This window comes from Parashewanella curva (assembly GCF_003675895.1).
Taxonomy (GTDB): domain Bacteria; phylum Pseudomonadota; class Gammaproteobacteria; order Enterobacterales; family Shewanellaceae; genus Parashewanella; species Parashewanella curva.
On the sequence record NZ_ML014794.1, the window covers coordinates 12,535 to 36,378 of the forward strand.

The 23,844-nt window shown below is 39.9% G+C and carries 20 protein-coding genes; 13 read left to right on the plus strand and 7 right to left on the minus strand.

All coding sequences use genetic code 11. From position 1 onward, the window contains the following. Nucleotide 1: 1 nt before the first annotated feature. Together D5018_RS14005 and D5018_RS14010 are read right to left on the minus strand one after the other, a co-directional pair. Nucleotides 2–1,552, minus strand: a complete 1,551-nt coding sequence (locus D5018_RS14005) for a radical SAM/SPASM domain-containing protein (RefSeq protein WP_121839623.1) — start codon at nt 1,550–1,552, stop codon at nt 2–4. Between the two features lie 24 nt (nt 1,553–1,576). After that, on the minus strand, nt 1,577–2,809 hold the full coding sequence (locus tag D5018_RS14010) for a hypothetical protein (RefSeq protein WP_121839624.1): 1,233 nt from the start codon (nt 2,807–2,809) through the stop codon (nt 1,577–1,579). A gap of 173 nt (nt 2,810–2,982) precedes the next feature. Between D5018_RS14010 and yjjX the strand changes: the two genes are divergently transcribed. Further along, nucleotides 2,983–3,513: an inosine/xanthosine triphosphatase gene (yjjX, locus tag D5018_RS14015; protein WP_121839625.1), complete on the plus strand. Its 531-nt coding sequence runs from the start codon at nt 2,983–2,985 to the stop codon at nt 3,511–3,513. A 29-nt stretch (nt 3,514–3,542) separates the two neighbouring features. Here the strand turns inward: yjjX and D5018_RS14020 are convergent, their stop codons facing one another. Genes D5018_RS14020 through D5018_RS14030 form a run of 3 tightly spaced genes read right to left on the minus strand, consistent with a single transcriptional unit; the run spans nt 3,543 to nt 7,281 of the window. Next, entirely contained in the window at nt 3,543–4,370 is an 828-nt protein-coding gene (locus D5018_RS14020) for a cobalamin-binding protein (protein WP_121839626.1), read from the minus strand. Further along, entirely contained in the window at nt 4,370–4,966 is a 597-nt protein-coding gene (cobO, locus tag D5018_RS14025; protein ID WP_121839627.1) for a cob(I)yrinic acid a,c-diamide adenosyltransferase, read from the minus strand. The genes D5018_RS14020 and cobO overlap by 1 nt, the downstream gene beginning before the upstream one ends. 59 nt (nt 4,967–5,025) lie before the next feature. Continuing rightward, a complete protein-coding gene (locus D5018_RS14030) occupies nt 5,026–7,281 on the minus strand; it encodes a S9 family peptidase (RefSeq protein ID WP_121839628.1) in 2,256 nt (751 codons plus the stop codon). A gap of 161 nt (nt 7,282–7,442) precedes the next feature. On the opposite strand from D5018_RS14030, the gene D5018_RS14035 reads away from it, so the two are divergent. The 3 genes from D5018_RS14035 to D5018_RS14045 all read left to right on the plus strand — a co-directional run bounded on the left by D5018_RS14035 (nt 7,443) and on the right by D5018_RS14045 (nt 11,196). Next, nucleotides 7,443–8,162: an RING finger protein gene (locus tag D5018_RS14035; RefSeq protein WP_121839629.1), complete on the plus strand. Its 720-nt coding sequence runs from the start codon at nt 7,443–7,445 to the stop codon at nt 8,160–8,162. A gap of 101 nt (nt 8,163–8,263) precedes the next feature. Beyond that, entirely contained in the window at nt 8,264–9,226 is a 963-nt protein-coding gene (locus D5018_RS14040) for a class 1 fructose-bisphosphatase (RefSeq protein ID WP_121839630.1), read from the plus strand. Between the two features lie 416 nt (nt 9,227–9,642). Next, the gene (locus D5018_RS14045; protein ID WP_121839631.1) at nt 9,643–11,196 is read left to right on the plus strand and encodes a methyl-accepting chemotaxis protein; all 1,554 of its coding nucleotides are present in this window, start codon (nt 9,643–9,645) and stop codon (nt 11,194–11,196) included. Here D5018_RS14045 and D5018_RS14050 read toward each other — a convergent pair. Beyond that, nucleotides 11,177–12,256: a hypothetical protein gene (locus tag D5018_RS14050; RefSeq protein ID WP_121839632.1), complete on the minus strand. Its 1,080-nt coding sequence runs from the start codon at nt 12,254–12,256 to the stop codon at nt 11,177–11,179. The genes D5018_RS14045 and D5018_RS14050 overlap by 20 nt on opposite strands. Nucleotides 12,257–12,659: 403 nt before the next feature. Here D5018_RS14050 and D5018_RS14055 point away from each other — a divergent pair, with 403 nt between their 5' ends. The 4 genes from D5018_RS14055 (at nt 12,660) to D5018_RS14065 (ending at nt 17,370) form a co-directional block, all read left to right on the plus strand. Then, nucleotides 12,660–14,018, plus strand: coding sequence for a YjiH family protein (locus D5018_RS14055; protein WP_165905071.1), 1,359 nt, complete (start codon nt 12,660–12,662; stop codon nt 14,016–14,018). 108 nt (nt 14,019–14,126) lie between these two features. Beyond that, entirely contained in the window at nt 14,127–16,649 is a 2,523-nt protein-coding gene (locus D5018_RS14060; protein WP_121839633.1) for a hypothetical protein, read from the plus strand. Between the two features lie 25 nt (nt 16,650–16,674). Next, on the plus strand, nt 16,675–16,839 hold the full coding sequence (locus D5018_RS21730; RefSeq protein WP_165905072.1) for a hypothetical protein: 165 nt from the start codon (nt 16,675–16,677) through the stop codon (nt 16,837–16,839). 150 nt (nt 16,840–16,989) lie between these two features. Further along, complete coding sequence (locus D5018_RS14065) at nt 16,990–17,370, plus strand: hypothetical protein (RefSeq protein ID WP_121839634.1); 381 nt, start codon at nt 16,990–16,992, stop codon at nt 17,368–17,370. A 50-nt stretch (nt 17,371–17,420) separates the two neighbouring features. Here D5018_RS14065 and D5018_RS14070 read toward each other — a convergent pair whose 3' ends face one another. Further along, nucleotides 17,421–19,436 carry a TonB-dependent copper receptor gene (locus D5018_RS14070; RefSeq protein ID WP_121839635.1) on the minus strand — a complete coding sequence of 672 codons (2,016 nt, stop codon included), beginning with the start codon at nt 19,434–19,436 and terminating at the stop codon, nt 17,421–17,423. 377 nt (nt 19,437–19,813) lie between these two features. On the opposite strand from D5018_RS14070, the gene D5018_RS14080 reads away from it, so the two are divergent. From D5018_RS14080 to D5018_RS14100, 5 genes are all read left to right on the plus strand, one after another. After that, entirely contained in the window at nt 19,814–20,239 is a 426-nt protein-coding gene (locus D5018_RS14080; RefSeq protein WP_121839637.1) for a hypothetical protein, read from the plus strand. Then, complete coding sequence (locus D5018_RS14085) at nt 20,236–20,430, plus strand: helix-turn-helix transcriptional regulator (RefSeq protein WP_121839638.1); 195 nt, start codon at nt 20,236–20,238, stop codon at nt 20,428–20,430. Before D5018_RS14080 ends, D5018_RS14085 begins: the two co-directional genes overlap by 4 nt. Nucleotides 20,431–20,564: 134 nt before the next feature. Further along, nucleotides 20,565–21,482 carry a UDP-2,3-diacylglucosamine diphosphatase gene (locus tag D5018_RS14090; RefSeq protein ID WP_121839639.1) on the plus strand — a complete coding sequence of 306 codons (918 nt, stop codon included), beginning with the start codon at nt 20,565–20,567 and terminating at the stop codon, nt 21,480–21,482. A gap of 24 nt (nt 21,483–21,506) precedes the next feature. Beyond that, nucleotides 21,507–23,225, plus strand: a complete 1,719-nt coding sequence (olsF, locus tag D5018_RS14095) for a bifunctional ornithine lipid synthase OlsF (protein WP_121839640.1) — start codon at nt 21,507–21,509, stop codon at nt 23,223–23,225. A 90-nt stretch (nt 23,226–23,315) separates the two neighbouring features. After that, nucleotides 23,316–23,675 (plus strand): hypothetical protein, encoded by a 360-nt coding sequence (locus D5018_RS14100; protein ID WP_121839641.1) that lies wholly within the window; start codon nt 23,316–23,318, stop codon nt 23,673–23,675. Nucleotides 23,676–23,844 lie beyond the last annotated feature (169 nt).

Sequence of the window (23,844 nt, forward strand, 5' to 3'; positions counted from 1 at the left end):
CTTACCCTACCGACTGGATATGAATAATCGTATTATCTTTGTATCCCAACTCATTGAGTTTGTTGTGCAAGATCTGTTGAGATTTTTTTAAGCTATTGGTGTTGTGACGGTCACCTGAAATTTTTGTGTCTATGGTAACTTGTGAATCCAACCACTCTTCTTTTTTCACCACGCCTGCATTAAGCGCCCTTGAAAAGATGTTTTCCGCTGTATTCCATTTCCAATCAGGACAAGGCGTTGACTTCTGATCGCCCTCACCATGATATACAAATCGATGGCTGCAAAAGCCACCACACAAAGGAAGGATTTTACAAGCTCGGCAGGTATCATTATCAAATGGAGACCATTGTTGCCAAAGCTGATTATTTCTCGACTCTAACGCTTTGTTGTAGTCAAAAATGGTGCCTATTTTCTTTTGTGGATCATGCATGGTTTCCCAGCATTTATGTAAGTCACCGTTAGCCGAAACCACAAGGCCATTGTTTTTTGCCGCAACGCACATACCAAGAAATGAGTTTGGGGCTGATTTAGGACGAATAAGACCAAGCTTTTGTCCTAGCCGAGTAAACTCTAAGATTTTTTGATTAAATATCTTTTTAGATAAACTTTGATTGAATGCTTCTCCACTCTCGGCTGTGGATGCATCAATCGGGGCAAAATACAGACTAAAGCGACCCGTTTCCGCTAAGCCAAGCTGATGCAATTCATAAAGCAGAGCTTCACAATGTTCGAGATTATTTTGACCAACGTTTACACGTGTGCTGATTGCCAATGGTGTTTGTGTGACCACAGCCTGTATGTTCTCGATAATTTTTTTATAGCTACCATGACCATTTAATTTAGGGCGCATTTGATCATGGATTTCTTGAGGGCCATCAATGGTAATTTGAGCCCATGTACAACGACGAGCATAAAGCTCTAACGCCGTTTCAACGGTGAGTAGATAACCATTGGTAACAATAGAAGAGCCGTAACCGATCTTATTCATATCGCATAAAGCAATCATACGATCAGCCAACTTTAATAAAGCAGGCTTTGCCATTAATGGCTCGCCACCATACCAAGTGATCGAAAGGTGGTTTAATTCATGTTTTTGCATCTCTAAGTGATCAATGATGGCTTGGCTAACTTTTGCATCAAACTTATCCTGTGCTTTTTCGACTCCTTGGAAACAATAACCACAAGCAAGGTTGCATCCTAATGATGGAGCAAGGGTTAAACTCAGAGATGAATTATCGGTGCGGATTCGAGAAAATTGCATTTCCAATTGCTCAAGTTCATTAGCATTTTTGTACACCAAAAAGCCATTAGAAAAAAAATACTTTAATTGAGCTGAAGGTAGTAAGGATATGTCATTAAGCTGCTTATACTCAATTGCAGTTAACTTGATCAGTGCACGAGTTTGACTATTGAATAGCAGGAGTTCGTCATTTTTCAGAGTGACAGGAATATTGTATTGAGAGTGGGTCAACTGAGACGAATCAATATGTATATGATATTTAGATACTCGCTCTGCCAAGCTTTTGATTTGTTGTTTCGTCACCGATTGCATCTTGATTAGTCCTTAATACAAGTATCAACATGAAGGCAGTAGTGGAATAAAATTAACGACACAAGCACTAACTGGGTCACCATCATCGACATCTACGACACATGCTCCAGCATGGGCTTCACAAAGGTCTAAGACTTTAGCAACACAAGCTTCGGCATTTCCTGCACAAACGCCGGTACCAGCATCCGCCACGCAAGCATCTGCTTTTCCTGCACATAAATCACCTGCACTTGCGGCAGCAACACAAGCATCAGCATCTCCCGCACAAGCATTAGCGGCTCCAGCATGACCTGCACAAGCATCGGCATTTCCCGCACATGCAGCAGCAGCATCAGCATCTGCCGAGCAGGCACCAGTGTTAGCCGCACAAGCGTCTCCGGCACTGGCGTGTCCACCACAAGCTGAAGCGTCTGATGTACAAGCATGAGCTACTTCAGCATTGGCACCACAAACACCAATATCACTAGAACAAACCGAACCTGCTGCGGTATCAGAGGCACAAGCATCGGCGTCAACACTGCAAAGAGCGCCTGCCTTAAAGTTTCTTCCGCATGCATCGGCATCAGCTACACAGTGAGTAGCCACACCTTTATCGGAAGCACAAGCCGATACAGTGAAAGGATCGCTTCCCCCTCCAGCTATACCACCAATCCCACCTATATCCCCTGTTCCACCTGCAATACCTGGAGACGAAGTACCAAAACTGCCAAAACCACCGCCAAAGCCAGCAAAACCACCAGCAGGCATTCCGTAAAGTTGTAATTCAGTATTACTTAGCTCTCTGTCTTCGTTCTCATCATCTGAATCTAATAAATCATCAGAAACACTAAGCAATAATCCTCTTAAATACGCAATAAAAATGTCGGAGGTGATGGCAATATCAATGGCCGCTTGCTCTGTTTCAATATTGAAAGGCAAACCATTAAGCACCACCACTCGCTGATTCAGGCTGTATAAGGTATAGCCACCGACATTTATCACTTGAAAACCAATTACGCCACCCTGCTTTTCCAGCTCTTTTAAACTGTAAAAATTAGGCAGCATTTCAAGCATGATGAAGTTGATGGTGTGAGCAAGAAATTGGGATACGCCGGGACTAATATTTGACCAGCGCTCAGATAAAAGAGCTTCAGGGTTGAGCTCTACACCTTGATGAAATTTTCTAAAGGCTTTGGGGTCATTCAGCTGATGATGTGACATCTGACACACATCATCGACAGATAACGCAAATTTAGCTGAAGAATCTATGGTGAGCATTTCCGACCTATCCCTAGTACAATAAAACTTCAATTTATAAATACACTGAATTTAGTGTAGTCAATATTTAGAGAATCATTGTGGTAAGGTACTAACTCAAAATAAGTAAGGTTTGTTGATCTTCCTAATACTTTTTTAAAATTCACTCTTCTTCCACATTGTTAAGCGATAACATGACACAGATAAAAATCATTGTCGGCTCAAAGAATCCTGTAAAAATAAAAGCTAGCTTACAAGCAATTAAAGCTTACTTTCCGAATACAAATGTTGAACCTCAAGGTGTTGATGCGCCTTCTTTAGTTACAGATCAACCTATGACAGCGGCTGAAACTCGCCAAGGTGCCATCAACCGAGTGGAATATTGTAAAAAACATCATAAAGCGGATTTTTATATCGCGATTGAAGGTGGTGTCGAGCAAAACCAAGATGGTGTGTTTACTTTTGCCTATATCGTCATTGATGATCTAAAACAGCAACGGATCAACCGCAGTGCCGCTTTACCATTACCTGAAATTGTTTATCAAAAACTGACTCAAGGTGAAGAGTTAGGAAATGTGATGGATGATTTATTTGGCACAGAAAACATCAAACAAAAAGGTGGAGCCATTGGGTTATTAACTCAAGGACTCGCCACGCGTCAGAGCACTTACGAACAAGCCATTACCTTAGCAATGGCACCCTTTATCCATCAAGATCTATTCTAATAACATTCAAAAAGGTGAAGTCAGAGGTTTTAACTCTGACTTCTCGCTTTATCTAATGCTCCACACACCAGTTTAATACCGTCGATAGCTCTTGGGGTTGGGCGATGTAATAAATCAGCATCAAGCTGATAAATCTGATGGTGTTTTACCGCTGGGATACTGGGCCATTTACTCCAGTCAATTCCTTGAATATTACCTTCGTCTTGACTTTGTAAAATCACTTCAGGCTTTGCCAGTAACACATTTTCAATACTGACTTGCGGATAATCACTGCTTGCGGAATAAAACACATTATCGCCATTACAAACGGAGATTAGTTGTTGGATCCAACTGTTTTTCGCCACTGTCATTAACGGCTTTGACCACAATTGATAAAAAACTTTTACTTTCTGTTTTTTCTCATTTTTACTGCGAATTTTAGATAACTGTTGTCTAAATTGAGTCACTACCTTTTTGGCTTGCTGTTGATGCCCTGTTAGCTCCCCTAGCTTAAGTAAGTCCGTGGCAATAGCCGTTAGTGTGCTCGGGCTACTATCATAAAGATTAAAACCAAGTTGTTTTAAGCGTTCAATATCTTTGGGTTTATTACCCTTACCCCATACCACAATAAGATCGGGATCGAGCTCAAGCACTCGTTCTAATTGAATACCGTGATAACCACCAATGGATGGAATTTTTTTTGCTTGCTCAGGAAAGTCGGCATGATCTACCGCGGCGACTATCGAATCACCTGCCCCGATAGCAAATAACTGCTCAACAGCATGAGGAGACAAGGCGATAATACGTTTAGCGGATTTAGCTGTTGCTGATAATGATAAAAGAACTAAAGAACATATAATTAGGGGAAAGATCTTCATTAATAATCAAACCCGACTTGTGCTTTGATTCCTGCTTCAAAAGCGTGTTTAATTGGTTTCACTTCACTCACAATATCAGCAAGCTCAATGATTTTTCGATGGCATGCACGCCCTGTAATGATCACATGCTGCATTTCAGGTCGGTTATTCAAGGCACTGATGACTCTATCTACATCCAAGTAGTGATAACTCACCATATAGGTCAGTTCATCCAGCAACACACAATCAATGGACTCGTCAGCCAGTAACTTTTCAGCCGCTTCCCAAGCGGTTACCGCTGCTACGGTGTCTTTTTCTTTATCTTGGGTTTCCCATGTAAAGCCAGTACCCATCACATGAAACTCAACCCCAAGCTTTTCTAGCACATTGCGTTCGCCACATTCCCAAGAGCCTTTAATAAACTGTACAACTGCAGCTTTTTTACCGTGACCGATAGCTCTTGCAACCGTGCCAAAACCCGCCGTTGATTTACCTTTACCGTTACCTGTAAGCACCAAAAGAATGCCTTTTTCTTCTTGTGCTGCTTCGATTTTGGCATCAACAGACTCTTTGAGTTTTTGCTGTCGCTGTTTGTGTTTATTTTGTTGTTCTGACATTTGTTTACCTATCTGTTGGCAAAGAACCCCAGCCACAGAGCTTACAGCTGGGGATCAGGTTACTTCAATTCTTTATTTAAAAAATCTGCCAATGATTTGTATAGATGGTTTCTGACTTTCTCACCACGCATCGAATGCTTAGAACCCGGGTAATCGATCATTTGAAATAACTTACCTTCATCTTGCAAGGCTTTATACACACGAGTGCTGTTTTCAAATAATACATTGTCATCAGCCATGCCGTGATACATCAACAAGCCAGATTGATAGCCTTTGACATAAGGCATTACGCTACTAAGTTCATAGCCTTTTTTATTGCTATTTGGATTGCCTAAATAACGCTCTGTATAGTGAGTATCATATAAATGCCAATCCGATACTGGCGCACCAGAAATCGCAGCTTTGAAATAATCAGGCGCTTTAAAGATCCCCATTAGCGCCATATAACCACCATAACTATGACCGTATATTGCAACATTTTTCTTATCAACAAACGGTAGAGTTCTTAGATAATCCACACCCACTTTTTGGTCGTTTAGTTCAACATCACCAAGGTGCTTATAGATAGGAAACTCAAACTTAGTGCCACGATTAGCGCTACCACGGTTATCCAGTTGGAAGACCACAAAGCCATTTTGCACAAGATATTGAGTAAAGTAATCTTGCGATGACCAACTATTAGTTACTCGCTGAGCATGAGGCCCACCATACACTCGAACCACAACTGGGTACTTTTTATTGGCATCAAACGGTACAGGCTTAAATAAGCGCGAGTACAGAGTTTGACCGTCTTCTGCTTTTAGGGTTTTAAACTCTGGGACTTGCCATAAGCCAGCATAAGGATATAGCGGATGTCCTTTGACCACTTTATTTTGCTCAATCCAAGACAAACGCTTACCTGATGAGTTATGTAAACTGATCTGTGGAGGCTGAGTTAAGCTATTGAAGTAATCTAGATAAATGCTTTTGTTCTTGGCAAATACCGCTTTATGCATGCCCGACTTTTCACTTAAGCGCTCAATATTTCCACCAGAAAGCTTCACACGATAAAGCTGACGTTCAACCGGCGTATCTTTACGACCTGTAAAATAGATCCAACCAGACTTTTCATCGACATGAGAAATAGCGTCGATAGCCCATTTACCTTGGGTTAATTGCTTTTTAAGCTTACCGTCCACGCCATAAAGGTAGATATGAGAAAAACCGTCACGCTCAGAAGTCCATAAGAAATCACTTTGTTTCTTCAAGAAACGTAGGTTTTTATGAAGATTGATCCAAGCTTTACTGCGTTCTTGTACCAATACCTTAGATGATTTAGGTTTTGAAACATCAACCACACGCAATTGCAGATCTTGCTGATCACGGCTTTGCCACTGATAAGATAAATTCTGGCTATCAGGCAACCACTTAACACGAGGCAAATAAATATCTTTGTTTTTACCTAGATCAACCCACTGAGTTTTGCCCGATTTAACAGTAACGATGCCCAGTCCAATTTCTACGTTGGTTTTACCTGCATACGGATAACGCTGCTGAGTTAATTTGATACCATCAGCATAAATCTCGTTACGAGTGACTAATTCAACCCCTGATTCATCAACACGAGTAAAGGCGATTTTTGATTCATCAGGTGACCACCAATAACCTGTGTAGCGTCCCATTTCTTCTTGAGCGACAAACTCAGCCATACCATTTTTAATTGCACCGCCACCATCTTTAGTTAAAGCTGTTAATTTTTTATTGGCTAAGTTCAGTACAAATAAATTTTGACCTCGAATAAACGAAACAAAATGGCCTTTAGGAGATAATTTAGCATCTGTTGCAAAGCCCTCACCGATAGGCAACGAAGAAACCTTACCGCTAGATAAACTGAATAAATACAATTTGCCGCTAGCAGGGATCAGTACAAACTTCCCATCCGCTGACCACTGATACTCCATAATCCCTTGACCATAGATCCGTTGGCGTTCTCGTCGTGCTTTTTCTTCATTAGACAACTCACCGGAAGCTAACTTGTCTGCATTAACCAGAATACTGGTTTTTCCTGTTTTGACATCCACTTGCCACAAATCATAAAAGCTTTGATTATCGGCACGTCCAGCAAGGTACGTCACTCGACCACCATCAGGCGATAACTTTAATCCTCTAGGGCTTTTGCCCGCCAGCGCAGGAGATGCGTTCATACGTTCGATAGTAAGAGGTTCTTTTCCACCTACAATGTGCTTATCTAATGCGGGTAAGTTAACGGCATAAAGTTGACTGCTTATGCACAAGGTAACGCTGGCTAACGCCATTGTGAGCCAAGTTTTTTTCATTGTTATAACCTTGATAATAATTATTTTAGGTATTCTGCCAGAACAGGCTAAAAAGAGAAATCTGTAAAAGTGGGTAAACTAGGAATTAAGCTTTTTTCATAACTATAGGGAATAACGATAAAAATAGGTACATTGAATATTATTTTTAATGGAAAAAATACATGGCTACCGCTGGCACCCCCGAAGCATCTATTGTCTTAAATACCATCTTTTTACCTAAACTAGACCCCAATCAAAAAGATGAAGAAGATGATACAGGGTATATTTTCGAAAGAAATGGCCGACGTTGGAAGTTTTCACATCAAGATGGTGTTACTCGTTGTGGACTATGTATTACACGCCCAGCTATGCTGAATTTCTGTGGAAGTGACAAGCATTTTTTTTGTAAACCTTGCATAGATCAACACATATCAACCACACCCGTAGATGTTTATTCAGATGATAACCGCACATGTCCAAATTGTCGTAAAGAAGTCCCCATCGCCACGGCAAAAAGCATCATAGAAGAAAAAAACGCACTAACCACAGTTAATAACATTAATGTTTCTTGTGTAGCCTGTGATGGTGTTCTTTTGCTTGGTATGCTAGAACAACACCCTCAAGATTGTGTCGCCCAAAAAGCTGAACGTCTTGAAAAATACAATAAAAAGTACAGGGTTGATAAACAAGAAGACAATTCACATAATGCCCTCAATCCAGAGAAGATGGGGATAAGTCAATATTTGAAAGTTAGCCAAGACCAAGGAATCCCGATTGTCACAGAAATAAATGGACGGGCCCACGAAAGAACCCCACTTCTACCTAATAATAGACAGCACAATATACAAGACACCCCAAATAGGCAGCGCAGAAATAGATTCCTCTGTTGCTTCTGCATATAAAACAAAGTATTCCTAATCAATAACATTTTCAAAATGAAATTACCTTGAAGCTAATGTATGATCCGCAAGCAAAAGCCCCTCTTTTGCTTTAAGGAACATCAATGCAAACCTTTACTCAGTTTTTAGCAGAAATGTCTGTTTCTCCATCTTTAAATCAGCTGCTCCATACCCTTACTAAAACGTCTAAAGAAATCAGTCATGCTGTACAACATGGTGCTTTAGCTGGCGTACTGGGGGCTACAGAACAAGAAAACGTACAAGGTGAAACTCAAAAGAAACTCGATGTCATCACCAACGACATGTTAAAAACAACTTTAGCAGAAGATTCAACGGTAAAAGGCATTGCTTCTGAAGAAGAAGATGATGTGGTAGCCGCTAATACTGACGGTGAATTCCTTGTGAGTTTCGATCCACTTGATGGTTCATCAAATATCGATATTAATTCTTTGGTTGGTACCATTTTCTCAATATTACCCGCTAAAGATGGCGAGTTGACTCAACAGCAATTTTTACAACCTGGTCGAAATCAAGTCGCGGCGGGCTATGTGTTATATGGTCCATCCACCATGCTTACCCTTACCACTGGCAATGGCGTATTCATGTTTACCTTATGCCCAGAGAGTAACGAGTTCATGCTGACGGAATCAAATGTAATTATTCCTGCCGATACCAAAGAATTCGCTATCAATATGTCAAACCAACGTTTTTGGCAACCCGCCATGCAAAACTACATTGATGATTTGCTAAAAGGCGATACTGGTGTTCGTGGTAAAAACTTTAATATGCGTTGGATTGCAGCCATGGTGGGTGATGTTCATCGTGTGCTTTCTCGTGGTGGTTTGTTTTCCTACCCTACTGACACTAAAAACCCAGCTAAGCCATTCAAATTACGCTTGATGTACGAAGCCAATCCAATGGCATTGTTAATTGAACAAGCTCAAGGTAAAGCGTCAACAGGTTATGAAACCATTTTGGATATCGAGCCAACGGAAATCCATCAACGTGTTGCCGTGATTTTAGGCTCACGTAATGAAGTAGACGCCTGCCTTAAATACCACGGCTAAACTCTTTGCGCTGTGGTGAGAATGTTCGCCACAGCGACAACTCTTTTTTAAGTTTTTCATTAAATTAAGGCTTTGATCTCAATCAAAGTTTTCAAATTAATGCTTGATAGCATACGGGGCTGTTTGTAAAAAAGACAATATTATACCAATTTACATTCAATAGTGATCGCTCAGCTGTAGCTAAAGGCTTCAAGAGCAAGGCGCAATTTTGAAATACTATCGGGATAATATAAAAACTTGCAACGAAGCTATGGAAGCCTTTAGCACAGCCCTTTGGGAGTGTGCCAGTGGCCCAATTACTGTCAAAATTTCTTTGCCATAGAGTGGCTATGACTGCATAAATTTTGTTTGTACTTGAACCACTGGCATCACTCTGAGTAGATCACATTTGAATGCAAATTGGTATTAAGCCCTAAATGAACTCGCAATCTTCTGAGCAATTCAATTGCCTAAATAAAGAAATAACCTTTTCTCCAGAACTAGAACTGATCTCAACAACAGACAAGCAAGGTAATATGGCTTACGTTAACCAAGCCTTCATCGATGTCTCAGGTTATTCAGAAGATGAGTTAATTGGAAAGCCTCACAATATCATTCGTCATCCAGATATGCCTAAAGAAGCATTTAAAGGGATGTGGCAATCCATTCAAGCCGGAAGACCTTGGCGTGGAATTGTAAAAAACCGAACAAAGCGAGGTGAATACTATTGGGTAGATACCTTTGTCACTCCGATTTTTGAACAAGGTAAAGTGGTTGGGTATCAGTCGGTTCGGACTAAACCTCAACAAAAGCATATCAATAAAGCCAGCCAAATTTTTCAGCAATTAAACCAAGGTAAAAAACTGAATACCGGAATATCCTTAACCCAAAAACGGATATTTTCAGGCATATCTGCAACCCTTGGCTTACTGCTAGCAGGCTATTATATTGATTGGATGGTCATCCCAGCAGGCATCGCATTAATGGCATTCAATTTAGCCATTTTTTACGATGAAGCCTTTAGAGTGCCTGCAACCGTATTAAGAATGCAGCAAGAACTCGACCCCGTCAGTCGTTTGGTTTACTGCGGACAAACCACCTCTTCAACCTTAGCATTTCAAATTTCCATGCTAAACAGCAAACTCAAGGGCGTATTAGGAAGAACTCACGATCAGGCCGAGCAATTACAAACTATTGCCGAAGATCTTGTCTATTCGACTCAAAAAGTACACGTCAGTTTAGAAGATGAGCAACAACAAGTTGCTTCGATTGCCACCGCGATTGAACAGATGCAGTCTACAACTTCTAATGTGGCAAAAAACGCTAATTCCACCTCTGAGCAACTGGAGCAAGCGAACACTTGGTGTCATGAATCTCAAGAATCCATCAATAACAATAAGTTGAACATTCAACGCCTATCAGAAGAAGTTTCAGATGCTGCGAACAATGCAGTACTTCTCAATAATGAAGCCGAACAAGTCGCCAATGCGATGTCTGAAATTGATGCTATTGCCGAGCAAACTAATTTATTGGCACTAAATGCGGCAATTGAAGCTGCCCGCGCAGGCGATCAAGGCCGTGGCTTTGCCGTAGTAGCTGATGAAGTTAGAGCGCTATCAAATCGAACAAGACAGTCCACCAGTACGATATCAGAAAGCATTGAACGCACGTTTGGTATGTTAAATAATTGGGTATCACAACTGAAAAAAAGTGAACAAGAAGCCAATAACTGCGTCAATTTGATTTCTGAATCGGCCCAACAAATCGACCAGATTTATCATGGTATGAATACCATTAATGAATTTGCGAAAGATAATGCTGTGGCTGCACTCCAACAAAACCAAGTGATCACAGAGCTTTCTGAAAACATGCATAAAATTCGTATATTGAGTCGAGATAACTTCCAAGCAATCGAAGTAATTGAGCAAGCATCAGTACACGTAAAGCATCAAGTTGATAAAGCTAAAAACCTCAGACATACCTTTGGTTAGCGAGCAAATTAACCATGGAACCTGAATTCTTACCAGCACTCAAATCAGGAAACGGTTTGCAAATTTCAGCTTGAATATAAAACGAATGCTCAGATTCATGCTCTGTTTTATCATCATACAATAAGGCCTGATTCAAAAAATCGAACTTTTCAAAGTATTGAGGTTTAGTAAAACCATGTTGAGTGATGAATCCCTGAGCGAATCCTAAATCAGAAAAATCCCATTTACTTACACGCTGCTCGGTGAAACCAATATTCAAAGCAAAATATCGTAGCATGGTTTCTCTATTGTGATAATTGTCCTCAGGTAAAGCAATTTCAAACTTTTCGAACAATCGATGAATATCTTCATAGACGTAAGTGTTAGTTGTCATCACATGAATACGGTGACCTCTTCGGGAAAAAGCGGCAAGCTGTTTAAAAGCATTTTCATCTATATAAACTGTTACATATTCTTCCTTACCGTAGTTTTTTCCTTTTAATGGGAAGCCTAACTCTGTATTTATCCTTACGAAGAACTTTTTCGTACTCAAGACACTTTCATCTAAATCAAGCAGTAATACTAAGGGAGGATTTTGAGCAGATACTTCTTTCGACGCACATTCAAGCCAATTTTTAAGAGATAATGGATATTCAGGCTTTAATTTTGGCTTTACTTCCATTTGTTCAACAATTCCTTTAGTTGAAACATAACAAGCATCACTACCAGATAAAAATTTCGCTTGCTCAGGAGAAGTAGAAACTTGAAAGCAGAACCCTTCAATATTTTCATCTTCTGAAGTATCTGAATCCTGATTATTTAACAAACTAAGTCGTGTTTGAGATAAATACTCAAATGTTTCAAAAAAATTATTACTTGCTTGGTTTACTTGATGACATTGGTAAGGGTCAGAACAATCTGCTCCTGTGTTTACAGTAAAAGGATTTCCTACACGGTTATTTTTATCTTCTAATTTTAACAATCCAAGCTCATCCGCAATACTCGTTGTCGCACTACCGGAGTGAGCCTCTGGATGATTAGATAAACCTGAATCAGAATAAGTGGTAACTTCAGATAACATTGTTGATTACTGATATTGAGACGAGTGGTAATAATAAAATCATTTTCAAAGTCATCTAGTTAATTTTTCTTTATAAATAGAATTAGATTAACAATTCAACTTAGTTAAAGCCTATAACTCTTCAATGAAAATAAACTTCAAAGGAATTGAACGAATATCTATTTGTGATACCTCATTTCACGCATATTTAACACACTGCAATAGACTTTATATTCAAAAATAAAGCATAAGTAGCACTTTGTAACGATTGTCTATATTAATAATTTACAGAATAATGATAACTCGGTAAGCTTGCGCCATATTTTAAAGCCTGATCTTTTTGCTAACTGGCAAATCCACTGCATAACTACTCAGAGCTTTAGCTAAGACAGATACAGCCTATTTGAAATAAGGTGTGAAAACCGTGTCAAAACAAAAACAAAAATACAACATAAAAAACATACTCACTTTTGCCATTCCCTCATTGCTTGGCTTACTGTTTTTTATGACTCCAGTGCAATACGACGGCAATATCACCATCCCGATTGCAGTCGTTGCCAAGTTTCTACAAAGTGAATTTACCCACATAATTCACCCTTTATTGGTGATCAGTGTGGTTGCCATGAGTGTATTAACTTTGGCTGTAAAAGCCATTAAACCTAAGGCTATATTAAATAATCCCTTTCTCAACGAACTACTAAATCCTAACTGGTTTTGGTCATTAACTCGTTGTGTGGGTGGTTTATTCATTGTTTTAACTTACTTAGATATTGGCCCAGAAATGATCCGCTCTGGCGATACTGGTGGTTTAGTCTTCCATGATTTATTACCAGTGCTGTTTTCGGTATTCATTATTGCTGGTCTGTTGCTGCCACTATTACTCAACTTTGGCCTACTTGAAATTGCAGGGGCTTTGCTGGCAAAGATAATGCGTCCCGTATTTAAACTGCCGGGTCGAAGCGCTATTGGCTGTATTACTTCTTGGCTAGGTGATGGCTCAGTAGGAATTTTAATGACCGCTAAGCAATATGAAAACCATACCTTCACAAAGCGTGAAGCCGCGGTTATTGCAACGAACTTCTCTGCGGTTTCAATTACCTTCAGTTTGGTGGTGATCACTCAAGTTAACTTAGCTCACTTGTTTATGCCTTTTTACTTAATTGTTTGTGCGGCAGGTATTGTTGCGGCGATTATCGTACCTAAGTTGCCTCCGCTGTCTCGTAAAGCTGACTTATTCATAACAGGTGAAGCAAGGGAGCATGATAAAGAAGTGATCCCAGCGGGACGTAGCGCACTATCTTGGGGCTATGAATTAGCATTAGATAAAGCCAGTAAAGCACCAAGCGTTAAGGCTTTCTTCCAAGAAGGTCTTAAAAACGTAGTTGATATGATTTTAGGTATCATCCCTGTAGTAATGGCTATTGGTACTATTGGTTTGATATTGGCCACTTACACGCCATTGTTTGACTACCTTGGCATGCCGTTCATCCCATTACTTGAACTGATGCAGGTACCTGAAGCCGCTGCGGCATCGAAAACCATCATGATTGGCTTTGCTGATATGTTCTTGCCAGCGATTTTGGCATCAAGCATTGAATCGGACATGACTCGCTTTATCATTGCTTGTTTGTCTGTAACTCAATTGATTTACATGAGTGAAGTCGGTGCGCTGTTAATTGGTAGCAAGATCCCTGTGAACTTTATCGACCTATTTTTGATCTTTATATTCCGTACTCTAGTTTGTTTGCCAGTAATTGTTGGCTTATCTCATCTGGTTTTCTAAAAAATCATTAATGGTGGTGACAGGTTAAGTCATCACCATTTTCAGCTTTTATTCAGAATAGATATCGTAGTTTGTATATTATGTCCTCTATTCTAGGCATTATATTCAATGGCATCTGGTGGTATTTCTCAATATCCTCCTCAGCTCACGAATGACTATTCATACGTTAGTATCCCTTCGAGTGGCCAAAGTGAAGCCGTTGTCATACCGCCTATTAAGTCTTCCTTATCTGAAGAATACTGTGCAGGACTGATTCAATACGCAATAACACCGTTAGCAAAATTAGAAATTCAAACCGATTCAGACCAATCGACGAGAATAGCTTTACTATCGGAACACGCAAAATTTAGAGGAATGACTTTTACAGCAGCTCCTTTCCATTCGCATGAAATATATCAAGGTTCAAAGAGTGTATTAGATTCTGTATTCACAAAACTGACAGCCGCCACTGATACCGAAGCTCCCCTTGAAGGCATACCAATATTGCCCCTTAGTGGTTGTTATGATGAAGAGCAACAAATTCTAGCAAATTCACTTCTCACTAGCGGTCATAAAAACCGTTGTTTTCTCAACATGGCACAGGTTCAAGAAAGTATATCGATTCAAGAAACCAAAAAATCAGATTCAACGCCTTGGCCAGCGGCAATTTCAGCAAATGTTACAAATGTGCTTATACTGGCCAATCAATTAAATCGAAACGTGATTTTTTTTGACCCAAACAGAATTGATGGGCAGAAATTTGTACTACAGCAGCCAGAGCTTACCTGTAAAGTCGGTACATTAGAAGAACTGTTAACTCAGTTTCCATGTTTCGGTTATACACCACCAATTCTTGTAACCAGTGATCAAAGCCATTTATATCTTTTTCAAGATAGAGAAAAAACGGTTAGACCTACATATCATTTACGCGTAAAACAATTTATTGACGCCATAGCTCAAACTGCTTTCTCAGATTGCTTAGGTAGCTTACCCGAACGGTCATTATTACCAATTTCACACGAAAACTACACAGCACGACTCCGTTTAGTCCCCACCCACGAAGGATTCAGTCTACAATCATTTCAACCAAATGAATTCTTGTATGACGAGAAAGATTATCTGCTTTATATTTTTGCAATATCCAAGCAACTTGCATTGCAAAACCCTGATCCAGTCATATATCAAAGCTCTAGAGAAAGAACAGTATTTCAAACGACTCGTGCTGCAGATACTGAGCAATATCTGATCACAAGAGAACAACTCAGTCAATTGGAGCTTAATTATCAACAATGGATTGAAGACGTTGGAAGACTTAGGCGATATGCCTTAAAAGGAATAACAGAAGATATCAGTGAATTGATGACATTATCGAGTGTTTTAGAGAGAGTTCAATCAACATTTTCTCATTCATCTGGAGACTTAAAAGAGTCTATGTTTATCCTTTTAAGTCACATACCATATAATGACAGAATAAAAAGTTTAAACCATCCAGACAGTTGCATTGTGAAATGGGTCTTGCAATTGGAACCACTGGTTGAAAAAACGTTTCCTCAATCCACTCAACCTTCCTTACCTCGAGAACTGTATTCTTCTCTATCAAAATGCATAGGGCAATTTACAAAATTGAAAACGGTGCAGGAAGTGAGTCAAAATGAAAGAATGTTGAAACTGATTGACACATCTATTCTTCAACTACTCAATCCAGTAAACAAAAGTCGTATCTCGGCTCAAGATAAAAACGATTACATTCTTCCTTTATTCAACCAACTTAAAAAGTTAAAAACCACTCCTCAGCAGCAAACGACAGAGCAATGCGAATTTTATCCAGCCATAGTCACAGCCCTAGCAAAAGAAAAACAACAAGGGCAAACACTGGTACCTCTACCAACAACTTCTTTTGCCACTCACGCATGGATTCAACAACATTACCCTCTAGGTAGCTTGACTGAAAAGCAACAAAATATGCTCCTTATTAACTACGAGGTCGTTTTTGAATTATTACGAGTATGCCCTGAAACATACTCAAGAAGCCTGAAGAATTACCTCTCCACTTTACAAGCAACAGCAAGAAGACATCAACAACTCAACCACCTGCCAGACCTACCGTATAACACAGAAGAAATTAAGCTTTTTCCCAGCTATATGAAATACCTTTACGACAAAGTCCACCCTTTAAAACTCATCTCAGAAGATCAACAACAAAAATTTTCAAACCTTCTTCCGGTGTTACAGCAAGAAATGTTGAGTAGACTATGGTCAAGTCACGAAGAAATGCAGACCGACATAAAACATGCATTAGGTGCGGCAGCAAGAGCCGCTGGATTTATTACTGATAAAAAAAGACCGCTTAATCGATGGAAAAAAGTCGCTCCTGAGCAGCCTCTAGTATTAAGCCAATCACAGTTACAAACAATCTCAGGGCAACTATCAATCAAACTAAAATCAAAAGGACAAATGGAACTACGATTGAATGAGCAAAAATGTTGTGAACTTAACCCCAGCTTTCTAGTAAAATTAAGAACAACAATAGATCGCCCAGCTCACCATGTGTTAACAGATTGCTTTTCTGATAATCCCAAAGCCTTTAATAAAACATGGGCGGCAATTCGAACTCCATCATCCCAAGTCAAAAGAGGAGGCTGGAGAGTCTAACTGACATGTTTATTTGGGAAGGATAATGGAAGCCGAACTCAGCGAAATCAAAAAATTTTTAGAACTATACCCACCTTTTGATGAGCTTGATGAAGCAACTCTGCATCTCGTTACCCATAACGTAGAGATAGCCTATTTTCGGTCAGGATCTGACATCATCAAATTAGGTGAACATATTCACGACCTCTAGTAAAACATCTCATTGTTGGCAGTGATAATGAATGCCATATTCACTGCCAATATTCTTGTTTTTAGCATATAAGTTATAAAAAAATAAGTAGTTAATCTTCTCACTGGGTTATGCAAAAGTAAGCCTACAATCCTTAGTCCAAAATTTACAATGGTTACTCAAGCAACTCTTTTACCGTTAATTTGGAACTACCCAAAAAAATTGATTTCAGGCTTTACTCAAGAGCACTCTGACTACTTAGCTTCAACTCGTGCTAACGATTCTGCTCAGTGCGTTTTAAGTAACCAGTGCTGGTATGAGGTTGCATTTCCAATGAAGCATTGGAATTCTGAACATCAGTTCGAACAATCATTTCACATATACTTCCAAAGCGGTGCTCCCCAAACCATCACAAAATTAGCTTTAGCTAGCCTTTTTAGTAGAATAACACCAACCAATCCAGAAATGTGTGTAGCCTTACACGATGCAATTCGATCATTTTCAAAATTGCCAGATTCGAATCAAAGTCAGGCTAAATTGAAAAGCCAATAACATCCGTTACTGGCTTTATTCTCTATTTACTTTAGAAGCTTGCTTCTACTCTAAAATGAATAATTCAACTTAACCCATGCATTCAACCCTGGTTCATTAACTTGGAATAAAGGTTCACTACCAGGGATGTCATTACCCGCTGCAGGTCGACTAATATGTTCGGCATACGTTTTGTCTAATAGATTTTCAACTCCGAAGTTTAGTGAAAACGCATCATTTGCTTTCCAACCACCAAATATTGCTAGCGTGCCGAAGCCTTTACTTTTGGCTAAATCACGGCCAGAAATATTACCGTCACCGATCGCTACACGGTTTTGAGCCGCCACTAATCGCCACAATAAACCAAACGACCACTCGTCTTTGCTGTAATCGAGTGCAATTTTGCCCTCTAATGGTGATACTTGCCCAAGCGGTTTATCATCGGTATCGTTTTGTCCGTGACTATAACTTACTGTTACCTGAGTTGAGATATGCTCGGTAATTGGTGACTTAACCCCAATTTCACCGCCAAAAATAGTGGCATCAAGATTACGCGCCGTCCATTTGTCATCAATGGCAATGTAGTCATCAACCTTACCGAAATACAGTGAAGTAGAAATCGTCATTTCATCATCGTAAATCCAGCCGATATCCAATTGAGTGGTTTTTTCTGACTCCAAATCGAATGCTTTACCTGGACCATTATGGTTCTTTTTCATGATCTCCCAGTAATCAGGAATACGGTTTGAGTGACCGACACCCGCATAGTATTGATGATCACCTTTTACGATTTCATATCGAGTGAAGCCACTGAATAAGTTGTCAGTACGCTTTCCCTTTTGAGCCACAAACAATTCAGTCTTCCAGCGATCCAGACGAACACCAGACACTAAGTTGCCACCAGCCAATTCATAGTTAGACTCAGCAAATATACCGTAAGTATCATATTTAGCATTATCATTGAATGGCTTCTGCAACAGATCATCTAAGCTATTTTTTTCATCGCTTGGTCTCACTACACGGCCTTCATGTTTACTCAACATGAAATCAACACCTGTAACCAGACTAAAGTTTTCAGCTAGCGATAAGTCAAACCAAGCATGACCACCTTGTGTAGCACGACGAACATTGATCCCTAAGCCTTTGCCTTTATCAAATTGATCCATAATATGATTGGTGCGGTTAGCGTATACTTGAAACTCAATGCTATCCAGAGTCTTACCATTAAAATCATGCTGGATTAAAAGGTTGGTACCCTTGTTCTCAATGACTCGACCTTTATTGGCTCTATCCGCATATTCCGCACTGCCATCAGAGTGAGCGTAAGAAAGTTCGGCAACCGTATCTTCTGAGGGTGTCCAACCTAACGCAATCTTGGAGTTACTTCTGTCATATTTAGATTGTATTTTGTTTCCGCTACCATCTTTATAATGGTCACTTTGAGAACGGTTTAGTTCAAAGTCTACATAACCAGTTTTATTTCCACCGCGAAACTCGGCAAGGTAATCTTCTCGTGCAAAACTAGCACCAGTAACACTCACACGCCCTTCTGTTGTAGGTTCGGTAAAGCCGATATGATCTTTTTCAAATAACACGGTTCCCGCTGACCCTACAGGGCCATACTTTACCGTCTGTGGCCCTTTAATGACTTCAATACTGTCATAAGATTCTGGGTAAACGTAAGCGGTAGGCGGATCCATACGACCACCACAGGTCCCGTAAGTATGTTGACCATCATCAATAATATTAATACGAGACCCACCTAAACCTCGTAAAGATGGTTCACCACCTGCACCACCTTTGCGGCCAATACTAAAACCAGCAATAGTTTTTAAATATCCAGCACCATCGTAGGCTGGTAAAGGCAATCTTGGCTGTTTTGGGTTAGTTGATACTGTAGTGGGCTGTTGCATGTACTCACCCGTCACCACAATATGCTCAATATCTTCTGTCTTAGCAATATGATGTTTTGAAGCAATAGCATTTTTAGCTTTTTGATCTTGTTCGAGTAATTCAGCTTCTTCTGCAAATGCAGAGTTGGAAAGAGCAGCACTAATAGCGAATGAGAGAGTTAGAATTTTTTTCATTGAACTACATCCAAGTAACTTCTAGAGACTTGATTTTCGCAGAACAAAAACGGCCTAACAAAAGCAATTATCAAAAGTGCGACAAAATGCCACACTCCCAATATAATCAACAACTTAAACACAATCAAAACAACAGTACAACGGTCACAATAACAATTAAAAAAGTGTCAAATGAACAACCTTAATCCTGTGGGTTTATGTCAATAATAAAAAGCAAGATCGACCTCAAAAATACAAATTATTAACCTAGCGTAATTTGCATTTGAGTTAACCCGCTAAAAGTAAAGCAAGCTTAACTTTTTGCAAAATCTATTTGACACCGCTCGTTTCTCGACCTAAAGTAAAACACACTTTACATTAAGACAAGGAAGCCAATCATGAAAAAGATATTAAATGCCATCGCATGCGGCAGTTTACCCAAAAGAGATATTAGAAATGCCAATATTGTTAATCTGTGGGGAGTCGCGTGGGTATTAAGCCTGTGGCTTGCGTTAACCTCAATCGACAATCAATGGCTCACATCTACCTTTGAAATCATCGCAGTGTTAACTATAAATGCCGTTATTGGTATCGCTATGGTATTCGCCTATAAACGCATGCTCAACGAACTGGATGAAATGGAGAGAAAAATTCAACTTGACGCACTAGCCGCAGCTGTTGGCTCTATCATAATCGTATTTGCAGCAGGTTCCATTTTGGAAAAAGCAACGCTCATCAATGAACTAGAAGTTTCTCATGTGATATTAGCTATGTCGCTGACTTACGCTGTCAGCTTGATCATAGGAAGAGTACGTTACGCATGAAAAACCGATTAAAAGTATTACGAGCAGAGCATGACTGGACCCAAGCCGATTTAGCTGAAAAATTGGAAGTGTCTCGGCAAACCATCAATGCTATCGAAAAAGGCAAATACGATCCAAGCTTACCTCTAGCATTTAAAATAGCTCGATTATTTGCAGTCAATATTGAATCGATTTTCTCTGATGAAGCATAATACCAATTACTGTAATTGGTATAACCATCTAACGGGTCACCTGTCATCAATTGGTCACAAAACGTTCATGTGAATTTCAATTTGGGTTACTAGGCTTAACTTGAGCTTGTAGCCCAACTTTGAAAGGAACAGCAATGGCTTCGGTAAATACGCCTGATGGGCAGCCAATTCACAATACGCTTCACTCTGTACCACCAATTTCCACTACACCACAACGCTATCATGCTCTCTGGCTTTCAGACATTCATCTCGGTTGTAAAGACTGTAAGGCTGAATTTCTGATACAACTACTGGGCAATGTGATTTGCGATAAGCTGTTTTTAGTGGGTGATATTATTGACTTCTGGGCACTAAAAAATAGACTTCACTGGCCAGACGCCCATCATAAAGTGCTACAGAAAATCATTGCCATTGCACAGACTCAAACTCAAGTGGTGTTCATTCCCGGCAACCATGATGAGCTACTTAAAAGCTATCACTATTTCAATTTCTGTAATATTGAGATTCAGCCAGAATACCTACACACCACGATTTCAGGTAAAAAGCTCTTAATGCTGCATGGTGACCAATTTGACTCTCAAGTGTGCATCTCTCGCTACTACGCCAAACTTGGTGATCATCTTTATGACTTTATTCTATTTTTAAACCGAAGTTTGCATGCCATTCGTAAAAGATTTGGTCATTCCTACTGGTCGTTAGCCGGTTATATCAAACGCCGTGTTAGCAAAGCACAACAAGCCATCGCACGCTACAAATTTGCAGCCATCAACCATGCTAAAGCTCAAAATGTCGATGCCATTTTTTGCGGCCATATTCATCAACCAGAGTTGACTGAAGAATCAAATATTATTTATGGTAATCAAGGGGATTGGATAGAAAACTGTACTTTATTGGTCGAAACAGAAGCAGGTGAACTACAGTTATTACAATGGGATGAAGCATACAATAATACTCGAGTTTTGAAATCTATCGAATCTCCTGTAGCGCAATTAACCCCAGAGCCTACGCCGAACAAGAAACAACCCAAAACGCCCATAACCAAAGTAGCTTAACTCTTAATTTGAGATGACATTACAATGATTTTTACCGTCGATAACGTTGTAAAAGAAAACTTACCAAACATCGAAAACAAGCCTTGGTTAGCAAAACCGACCAAAGCCATGTTGCGTTATTTGCTCAATGAAAAACAGTGCAACGACATCGCGATGGAGCACGCTCACCTTTCTGGTGTGGATTTTGTTGAAAAAGTGCTGGAAAGCTTCAACTTCAGTTACTCAGTAAAAAGTGACGAAGTTGAGAATATCCCTTGTGAAGGCCGTGTTGTTATTTTTGCTAATCATCCTATCGGCTCACTTGATGCTTTAGCGATGATAAAACTTATAAGTGAAGTCCGCAGTGACATCAAAGTAGTGGCAAATGAGTTATTGATGGCATTATCCCCCATGCATGACATTTTATTGCCCGTCCGTAATATGACGGGGAGAACGCCAAAACAAAATTTAGAGAATATTCACCAACATTTAAAAAACGAAGGCGCTTTGCTTATTTTCCCTTCAGGCGAAGTGTCTAGATTACGACCACAAGGGGTAAGAGATACGGCTTGGCAAACGGGTTTCTTAAAAATGGCTAGCGCCTGTGATGCTCCTCTACTGCCTATGTTTGCCGATGCTAAAAACTCAGCCGCATTTTATGGCGCCTCAATGATTTACAAGCCATTAGCTACACTGCTGTTGGTTAAAGAAATGTTCAAGCAAGCTAAAAAAACTATGCCTGTGCGCATTGGTGAGCTGATCCCAAGCTCAGCCATTACTAACAATGACTTTCCTTTGAAAGTGAAAGTTAAGTTGTTAAAAAACCATCTTTATCGAGTCGCTAAAAACCGCTCAGGATTATTTACCACTCAAAGCCCAATTGCTCACCCAGTCTCTCGCTCTGAATTACAACAAGCGCTGCTCAAGTGTGACTTACTTGGCGAAACCGTTGACGGTAAACAAATCTATCTTTATCAACATAAAGAATCAAATCCAATCATGCGTGAAATTGGGCGCTTACGCGAAGTAGCCTTTCGCGCTGTTGGCGAAGGCACAGGCCAAAGACGAGACACAGATAAATACGATTCATATTATCTGCATCTGGTTTTGTGGGATCAAAATGATTTAGAAATTGTAGGGGCTTACCGTTTTGCACCAGTCAAACAAGTGCATGATGAATATGGGTCACAAGCTTTGTATAGTCAGTCATTATTCCAATACACGGAAGCATTTAACGCCTACTTTGAACAAGGTTTAGAGCTTGGTCGCAGCTTTGTACAACCTAAATACTGGGGCAAACGCAGCCTAGATTATTTGTGGTATGGCATTGGGGCATTTATTGCTAAAAACCCGCAATATCGTTATTTGTTCGGTCCAGTGACGATATCAGGTGAGCTGCCACAAAACGCCAAAGAAATGCTGGTTCATTTTTATCAAAATCAATTCAAGACCTCTGAACCTTTCGCATATTCAAATCAACCTTTCGTTATTGGAGAGCAGCGCCAAAAGCAATTAGATGCTTTGTATGACTTTGAGTCAGCTGAAAGCTATTCATCTAACTTTAAAGTATTAAAGCAATCTCTTGCTGAGCTAGGCGTTGCCATTCCTACTTTATATAAACAATACAGTGAACTATGTGAAGCCGATGGTGTGAAGTTTTTAGACTTTGGTGTCGATGATGACTTTGGTTACTGCATTGATGGTGTGGTGTTAGTTGATTTAGAAAAGTTGAAACCTAAAAAGAGACAAAAATATATAGGTTAATTTCTCTTAATCTTAAATTTATCGAAAGCTAACTTTTAGCATTCTAGGATTTTTCTAGTCTGGTTTATTTATAAACTAAGAGAATGCTAAATGAAGACATCACATTTATTATTAGGCTTGCCTTTCTTATTGCCGATCCAAGTCTTTGCTCATACAACTATCTCAGGCAAAGAAACAGTAAGAGAAATTTGTATAATGGCAAGTAAAGAGCTGCTTTCTAAAAACATTATGCCGAGCGCAGCTGTTACTTGTTATAGCAAGCTATTTCCACAAAAAACCTATTTCAATATCCAAGATATGTTTAAAGACGGTTGGGAGCCTATTTCAGTAGGTGTAGGTCAAGGTGAAGCCGCCACGGCCTATGATAATACCCCCTACCAGGATCCAGCCCAGATAAACTCCGATACGATGCAGTCACTCGGGATTGTAGTCGAAAAGACGATAAATTAAAGACTTCTTCGAATCGAGTAGGAGGGAGCCTCACGGCTCCCATCCTCTCACACCACCGTACAAGCGATGTCGCATACGGCGGTTCCAATTATACTGCTAACTTCTTGTACCCTTCTAACAACGAGTACAGTCCCATCTCTTTAAACCTCTGATTTGGTAAAGCTTGATT

Excerpts from the sequence above, each read along its gene's own strand:
- D5018_RS14005 (WP_121839623.1), bottom strand. The coding sequence starts at position 1,552 with ATGCAATCGGTGACGAAACAACAAATCAAAAGCTTGGCAGAGCGAGTA.
- D5018_RS14010 (WP_121839624.1), bottom strand. The coding sequence starts at position 2,809 with ATGCTCACCATAGATTCTTCAGCTAAATTTGCGTTATCTGTCGATGAT.
- yjjX (WP_121839625.1), top strand. The coding sequence starts at position 2,983 with ATGACACAGATAAAAATCATTGTCGGCTCAAAGAATCCTGTAAAAATA.
- D5018_RS14020 (WP_121839626.1), bottom strand. The coding sequence starts at position 4,370 with ATGAAGATCTTTCCCCTAATTATATGTTCTTTAGTTCTTTTATCATTA.
- cobO (WP_121839627.1), bottom strand. The coding sequence starts at position 4,966 with ATGTCAGAACAACAAAATAAACACAAACAGCGACAGCAAAAACTCAAA.
- D5018_RS14030 (WP_121839628.1), bottom strand. The coding sequence starts at position 7,281 with ATGAAAAAAACTTGGCTCACAATGGCGTTAGCCAGCGTTACCTTGTGC.
- D5018_RS14035 (WP_121839629.1), top strand. The coding sequence starts at position 7,443 with ATGGCTACCGCTGGCACCCCCGAAGCATCTATTGTCTTAAATACCATC.
- D5018_RS14040 (WP_121839630.1), top strand. The coding sequence starts at position 8,264 with ATGCAAACCTTTACTCAGTTTTTAGCAGAAATGTCTGTTTCTCCATCT.
- D5018_RS14045 (WP_121839631.1), top strand. The coding sequence starts at position 9,643 with ATGAACTCGCAATCTTCTGAGCAATTCAATTGCCTAAATAAAGAAATA.
- D5018_RS14050 (WP_121839632.1), bottom strand. The coding sequence starts at position 12,256 with ATGTTATCTGAAGTTACCACTTATTCTGATTCAGGTTTATCTAATCAT.
- D5018_RS14060 (WP_121839633.1), top strand. The coding sequence starts at position 14,127 with ATGGCATCTGGTGGTATTTCTCAATATCCTCCTCAGCTCACGAATGAC.
- D5018_RS21730 (WP_165905072.1), top strand. The coding sequence starts at position 16,675 with ATGGAAGCCGAACTCAGCGAAATCAAAAAATTTTTAGAACTATACCCA.
- D5018_RS14065 (WP_121839634.1), top strand. The coding sequence starts at position 16,990 with ATGGTTACTCAAGCAACTCTTTTACCGTTAATTTGGAACTACCCAAAA.
- D5018_RS14070 (WP_121839635.1), bottom strand. The coding sequence starts at position 19,436 with ATGAAAAAAATTCTAACTCTCTCATTCGCTATTAGTGCTGCTCTTTCC.
- D5018_RS14080 (WP_121839637.1), top strand. The coding sequence starts at position 19,814 with ATGAAAAAGATATTAAATGCCATCGCATGCGGCAGTTTACCCAAAAGA.
- D5018_RS14085 (WP_121839638.1), top strand. The coding sequence starts at position 20,236 with ATGAAAAACCGATTAAAAGTATTACGAGCAGAGCATGACTGGACCCAA.
- D5018_RS14090 (WP_121839639.1), top strand. The coding sequence starts at position 20,565 with ATGGCTTCGGTAAATACGCCTGATGGGCAGCCAATTCACAATACGCTT.
- olsF (WP_121839640.1), top strand. The coding sequence starts at position 21,507 with ATGATTTTTACCGTCGATAACGTTGTAAAAGAAAACTTACCAAACATC.
- D5018_RS14100 (WP_121839641.1), top strand. The coding sequence starts at position 23,316 with ATGAAGACATCACATTTATTATTAGGCTTGCCTTTCTTATTGCCGATC.